The organism is Commensalibacter sp. Nvir (assembly GCF_963921845.1).
GTDB lineage: Bacteria > Pseudomonadota > Alphaproteobacteria > Acetobacterales > Acetobacteraceae > Commensalibacter.
This window is the reverse complement of record NZ_CAWUGZ010000003.1, coordinates 1-6480: the sequence shown is the minus strand read 5'-3', so window position 1 is coordinate 6480 and position 6480 is coordinate 1. Positions and strand designations below refer to the sequence as shown.

At 34.6% G+C, this 6480-nt stretch carries 7 protein-coding genes; 4 read left to right on the top strand and 3 right to left on the bottom strand.

The window, feature by feature from the left end; translation table 11 throughout:
• Positions 1 to 138 precede the first annotated feature (138 nt).
• On the bottom strand, positions 139 to 1041 hold the full coding sequence (locus AABE15_RS00185; protein ID WP_338329257.1) for a DUF2272 domain-containing protein: 903 nt from the start codon (positions 1039 to 1041) through the stop codon (positions 139 to 141).
• Positions 1042 to 1241: 200 nt separating this feature from the next.
• Here AABE15_RS00185 and panC point away from each other — a divergent pair, with 200 nt between their 5' ends.
• Positions 1242 to 2063, top strand: coding sequence for a pantoate--beta-alanine ligase (panC, locus tag AABE15_RS00180; RefSeq protein WP_338329256.1), 822 nt, complete (start codon positions 1242 to 1244; stop codon positions 2061 to 2063).
• Between the two features lie 48 nt (positions 2064 to 2111).
• On the opposite strand, the gene dksA is transcribed toward panC, so the two are convergent.
• Positions 2112 to 2537, bottom strand: coding sequence for an RNA polymerase-binding protein DksA (dksA, locus tag AABE15_RS00175; RefSeq protein WP_338329258.1), 426 nt, complete (start codon positions 2535 to 2537; stop codon positions 2112 to 2114).
• Between the two features lie 420 nt (positions 2538 to 2957).
• Between dksA and speD the strand changes: the two genes are divergently transcribed.
• The 3 genes from speD (at position 2958) to AABE15_RS00160 (ending at position 4819) form a co-directional block, all read left to right on the top strand.
• The gene (speD, locus tag AABE15_RS00170) at positions 2958 to 3422 is read left to right on the top strand and encodes an adenosylmethionine decarboxylase (RefSeq protein ID WP_338329255.1); all 465 of its coding nucleotides are present in this window, start codon (positions 2958 to 2960) and stop codon (positions 3420 to 3422) included.
• Between the two features lie 83 nt (positions 3423 to 3505).
• Positions 3506 to 4387 carry a polyamine aminopropyltransferase gene (gene speE / locus AABE15_RS00165; protein ID WP_338329254.1) on the top strand — a complete coding sequence of 294 codons (882 nt, stop codon included), beginning with the start codon at positions 3506 to 3508 and terminating at the stop codon, positions 4385 to 4387.
• Between the two features lie 273 nt (positions 4388 to 4660).
• Complete coding sequence (locus AABE15_RS00160) at positions 4661 to 4819, top strand: hypothetical protein (protein WP_338329253.1); 159 nt, start codon at positions 4661 to 4663, stop codon at positions 4817 to 4819.
• Between the two features lie 265 nt (positions 4820 to 5084).
• Here the strand turns inward: AABE15_RS00160 and AABE15_RS00155 are convergent, their stop codons facing one another.
• A complete protein-coding gene (locus tag AABE15_RS00155; RefSeq protein ID WP_338329252.1) occupies positions 5085 to 6101 on the bottom strand; it encodes a nicotinate-nucleotide--dimethylbenzimidazole phosphoribosyltransferase in 1017 nt (338 codons plus the stop codon).
• Positions 6102 to 6480: the final 379 nt, after the last annotated feature.

Sequence of the window (6480 nt, the reverse complement as noted above, 5' to 3'; positions counted from 1 at the left end):
ATATAAATCTAAGCAGTGTAAGGAGTTAGTTTGAAGTTATTATAGGCGATGAAATAATAAATCTTTATAGAGTTGTACAGCTTTATGGGATTGAAACGTTTAATTAATAATTACCCATCTGTTTTTTTAACATAAAAATTAATCATGTGAAGAAGGTGAAGCCTCTGCATCATACAAAACTTTTAATACGACACACCATGGATAGCGTGAATCGTAGCTTGTACCTTCTGCAGTGGCCAATTTCCCCGTATTATCAACTGGTACATGAGTTAAAGCGACTGAGTCGTTAACGTTCCCACCAATAATGCTTATTTCTTGCCCGAAGGGTGGAGCATTTTGTTGTGTTGTAACAACAATACCGCAATGCGCTGGAAAAGTGTAAGGGGTTGGTAAACTTGAATATTTGATCGCATCTCTGTTTTTTCCTCGAGCGGTGCATATCAGATCTCCCAACATAGGTGCATAAACGGCAGGATCTTGTGCTTGTAAAACAGCAGAAGTACCTTCAGCTGCAGCATTAATATAAGTGGAATGATTAGGCGAATAAGGAAAACGATTGTTAGCACCAGCTATACGCATAAGATAAGAAATAAAAGCTGCAGACCAAGCATAATGACCATCCTGTCTAAAATCAAATACTTCGCCATTTGCAGTATGCTTACCTGTGTAACTTCCTTCTATAACGCCAGGATCCATACCTATCCACCAATATTCACCTACACGTTGCCATAAACCCGGCATACGTTCTTCTTTAACTTCTGGACTAGTGGGTTCTGGATGGTATAAAGGGTCATAATCTATAATTGGTTGTCCAAAAAGTCTCCATTCCCGTAATGCCAATGCAACAGTTTCTTGCCTTGAAAAAGGTTCATAATTTTGCAATGCAAAGTCAGGGACTCTATCGTTATAATAAGGATTATTAATTTTGTTTTCATAACGATTAGTAGTTGTTTTTAGGTTAGACTTGGGGCCACTGCAAGAGGCTAAAAAAGTTAATAATGCTAACGTAGTAAGAAAAGGTAGTCTACGAAAGGTGATCATGTAAAACTATCTCTTTCTAAAAATTTAACTAGAAACTCATTTTGTCTTAACGGAGATTAATTTTTATTGTTACTTTGACTTTATATAGATAGTTAATGTGTCAACAGTTTAATGCTTGTTACAGACAAAAGCTATACCTAATGAAAAAAGATTTATTATTAATCTTATTTATTTATAAAAATTGAAATAGTGAGAAAAAAATGATTGTTGCGCATACATTACAAGAATTTTTGCAATCAAGAAGCCAATTACAAAACCATTCAGTTGCTCTCGTGCCAACCATGGGTGCTCTTCATGAAGGGCATATTGCCGTTATTAAAAAGGCAAAAGAATTATCCCATTATTGTATAGTAACAATATTTGTTAATCAATTGCAATTTGATCAATTGGATGACTACCTGCGTTATCCTAAAACTGAAGAAAATGACATTCGCTTGTTAGAAAAAAATCAAGTGGATTTAGTTTGGCTGCCTAAAGCTCATGATATTTACTCTAAAAATTTCTGTACGCGCATTGTTATAGAAGGACCCGCGTTGAATTGGGAAGGGGCTGTACGAAAAGGACATTTTTCCGGAGTGGCCACACTCGTGAATCGTTTATTTTCATTAATTAAGCCAACTATTGCTTGTTTTGGCGAAAAAGATTGGCAGCAACTTCAAGTGATTAAAAGAATGGTTGAAGATTTAAACATACCAGTAACTATTTTTGGTGTACCTATTGTTCGAGAAAAAAACGGTTTGGCGAAATCATCAAGAAATAAATTTTTAACTCCTGACGAACATGAAAAAGCATCACTTCTTTATAAAACATTACAAAATAGTTATAAAAAAATTCAGAACAATCAAAACATTTCAAAAGTTTTAGAGGAAGCTGTACAAACGCTAGAAAGTGAAGGATTTAAAGTAGATTATTATGCTGCTGTAAATAGTAATACCATGACTGAGCTTAGGAAATGGTGTCAAGACGGAAGGTTAATTGCTGCAGCTAAATTAGGCTCGGTAAGATTGATCGATAACATGTAGTTATTTCTACCCTTTTGTTAGAAATAACAGAAGGATAGAAATAAAAAATCAATCGACAGGTAGATCGTCTCTATAAATTTTTTCTTTTCGTTCGTGCTGCTCTTGCGCCTCAATAGATAAGGTTGCAATGGGTCGAGCCTCTAAGCGTTTTAAACTAATAGGCTCTCCTGTTGCTTCGCAATAGCCATAGGTTCCATCTTCAATTTTATGTAAAGCATGATTTATTTTAGCAAGAAGTTTTCTCGCTCGATCGTGAGTACGAAGTTCAAGTGCTCTATCTGTTTCCGAGCTTGCACGGTCGTTTAAATCTATATCAGTGGTCTGGTCTGTCGAAAGATGATTTAAGGCTTCTGTGGAATCTTGTAAAAGCGAGTCACGCCACGCTTCTAATTTCCTCTTAAAATATTCTTTTTGGAGAGGATTCATAAATTCTTCATCATCAGAAGGCTTATAGTCAGAATTAAATGGCAACATATTCTTATGCATCCTGTTTTGCATAGGGAATAGAAAACAATTTTCTCCAGTGATAAAGGGTTATAATATTAACTGTTGCCAACGCCAAGTAAAAAATATAAATTCTTGAAATTATTCATAAATTGCTTGTTTTTTTACAAAGAATTTTTCATGATTGATTAAATACTCGTTTTAATTAAAAACAATTAATTAAAAAAAAACTTGAGATTCGGAAAAGAAGAGATCATATAGTAACCCAAGTATAACGAGGATCGTTATTTCGTGGAATATATATTGATTGAAGGAAGTTAAAATGACTTGGAATCGGAAATTTAAAGTCAAAACTTTTTAATCAAAATAGTATATTCTAATTTATTGCTTTTCTTTGGCCCAAGGGGGCATTTGCCCAACAGGCTATCTACTGGTTAGGGGGTACGTTATATGAACGCACTTGCTCAACTGGGGATGGTCTCGGAAAATCCGAGAAATAACCAGGTTTCGGCAGATCTTTCACATAATATGGAAGATCGAAAAGATTATTTTATTGTTCGCGATGGAATGCGTTTTGCTGGCATCCATTTGCTTGTTGATTTATGGGATGCAATTAATTTGGATAATCCAAATGCAATTGATTCCATATTATGCGAGGCAGCCGTTACTGCTGGTGCTACTATTTTGCATAGCCACTTTCATCATTTTACTCCGAACGGGGGAGTATCGGGTGTAGTTGTTTTGGCAGAAAGTCACATTTCAATCCATACTTGGCCAGAGCGTAACTTTGCTGCTCTCGATATATTTATGTGTGGTGCCTGTGATCCTTATACCGCTATACCTGTGCTTCAACGTTTTTTTGAGCCAGAACGTATTGTTTTGGATGAGCAAAGACGCGGTAAAGAAAACCTATAATTCTATAATTTTTTTTTAAATATAAAAGCTGGGCAAACTTGACTCTGCCTGGCTTTTTTATATGGGCACGAGAGGTAATAGTTATGACAAATCAATGGGCAGATGAAACGCTTTATAAGGTTTGGAAACAAAGTTTTAAGATTGATAAAGAACTTGTTCACAAACAGTCGAAATATCAAGATATTCGAATTGTTGAAAACGAATTTTATGGACGTGTACTTTTTCTTGACGGGGTAACGCAAATTACCACTAAAGATGAATTTGTCTATCAAGAAATGCTTGCGCATGTACCTTTGCTAACACATGGAAATGCTAAAAATATATTGATTATTGGCGCTGGCGACGGTGGCGTTTTAAAAAGAGTGTTACAACACAAGACAGTTGAGCGCGTTGTGATGGTTGAAATTGATGGCGATGTAGTTTCGTTATCAAAAGAATTTTTACCTGAAATTGCTGGTTCTAGTTGGGGTGATCCTAGAGCTGAAGTGATTATAGGGGATGGTATCAAGTATGTAACTGAGGCTAAAAGTGAAAGTTTCGATATTATCATCGTTGACAGTACAGATCCTATTGGAGTAGGCGAAGTTCTTTTTACCGATGAGTTCTACAGCAATGCTTCGCGCATTTTGACGTCCCAGGGTTTAATTGTTAATCAATGTGGGGTACCGTTTATGCAAGCGGATGAATTAAAAGAAACTAGTTTGAGGCGAGCAAAGTTTTTTTCTTATGTTTCTGCATACGTTGCCGCCGTCCCAACTTATGTTGGGGGATTTATGACATTAGGCATTGCGGGAAAAGGAAAAAATACAATTCATCAATCTCGTGAAATTATCGAAAAGCGAGCATTTGAAACAGGTATTTTAGGATTGACGCGTTATTGGTCGCCAGAAATTCATTGTGCGTCTTTTTGTTTACCTCCTTATATTGCTCAAGAGTTACCCAAGACAAAGGTTTTAAATAAATAATTTAATATTTGTTTAAAATTTTATTTTAACTAACTTATTACAAGTAATGTTATTTTAATTTTACTCTTTAATGTTATTTGTAATAATAAAGCCAAAAGTGTGTTCAATAAGTTCAGTTAAACACTATTTGTTCAACCAGAGGTAAAATAAATATAAATAAAAAACATACTATGTATGATTACCTCTTGCTGTTTTTGTTTGTAATAATGTACCATTGCAATGAAGTTTAAAATTTCACAAGTTTATACATAAATTTAGCCCATAGGATTTCACATGGACGCGGTCATTATTTTTATGTCACTAGGCGTTCTTTTATTTGCAATGTCGGCTATAATTTTTTCATTATGGGACATATTGGTGGGTCGCTGGAGCTTAAAACAAGAAGAAAAAGAAAAGCGCCATGATGATGATAATTTTAATAATTCAAAGTAGGGCGTAAAATTATTTTTATAAAACAACATTTAAAAGGTGGCTCCGCAGAGCATTTATTAGTAGAAATACCTTTAAGCTTGTATAATAAGTGGATCAATAAATCTTTAGGAAAATCTTAGCATAAAATACTTTATACTATGGAGTAAAAATAAAATTTATATTACGTAAGTTAAAGGATCTTGCAAAAAAATCTAGAGTTGGCCAATCCAAACGCATGTAAAAAAAGAGTGCGATAAAATTGGCGTAAAATTTGTAAGCCCGTTAATTATTCAGAAAAAGAAAACCCAATATCTCCATTAGTGGTCATATATTGATAACATGATAAAGCACCGCGTAAAATGGGGATGACTACAGCGCATCCTGTTGCTTCTCCTAATCGCATGTTGAAAGCCACCAAAGGGTATAGATCTAAATTGCCTGCTAAAAGTAAGTGGCCTTTTTCAGCAGAAAGATGACTAATTTTGGTATGTAAAAGTCCTATAGGATTTAATTGTTGAAGTACAGCGGCGGCACTAGTACAGACAAAACCATCCAATAAAACCGGTACGTTGAGTAGCCTGGCTGCCAAAATAGCTCCAAACAATGCCGCTTGCTCAAATCCCCCAAAATGTCTGAGTACTTCTAAGGGATCATTAAGGCAAGATTGGTGCAACATAAGAGCTTTTTCAACTGCTTTTTGTTTATTTACCATATATTCAATAGAATTCCCTGCACCTTTGCTGATCCATTGTGCACCTTCCCCACCAAAAAGAGCGGCACTTAATGCGGCGGCAATGGTCGTGTTTCCAATGCCCACCTCTCCTAAAGCTAGTAAATCTATGTCTTTAGAGACAGAAAAAAAACCAGTCTCTACAGCTTCTAAAAAATTTGTTTCAGACATAGCAGGTGCTTCACAAATATTTTTAGTAGCTAAAAGGTTGTTAACACGTATAATTTCCACTTCAGCTTGTGCGACGGTTGCAAGTTGATTAATGGCTGCATGATTTTTATGTATTTGCTCAACCCTTAGTTCTGTGAGGTTTGGATTATAAGGAGTTACGTTTTCTTTAACAACACCATGATTGCCAGCAAATATTTTAATGCGAACGCGGTTAAGCGAAGGGATAATTTTTTTTTGCCATGTTGCAAGCCAAGCTACTAAATTCTCTAGTTCTCCTAAACTTCCTGGTGGTTTGAATAAAGAGTTTTGTTTTTGACGGATCGTTTGTTCAAAGTGATCCTCAGGGGCAGGAAGGTTCTGGATTGATTTTCTAAGATGATTAAGAGTATGAAATTGTTTCATAATTAAGATTCTATTTTTCGTAATAATAATTAAAAGGTTATTTAACCTTAGAAAGTTTGGATTTTATTGATTTACTTATAACAGGAATATAGCTTTTTATTTTAAAATATTACGCGTATTTTTTGAAAAAAGAGATTTTTTAAAAAATAAGAAAAAGGGTTTTAAATGTAAGATTATGAAAGAAATAAAATCTTTAAAATACTTAAATTATTGTCTTAGCGTTCTTCATAGTAAGGAATGTCTGATGCATAAATTATTTCTTGATACTTGCATTTTATACTATGTATAACTCAAGATTTACATGGTCTTTGAACGATAAAAATCAATTTTGCAGTCGAAAATTCTCGTTTATGCTTTTTAATTAGCAATGTTACTTACT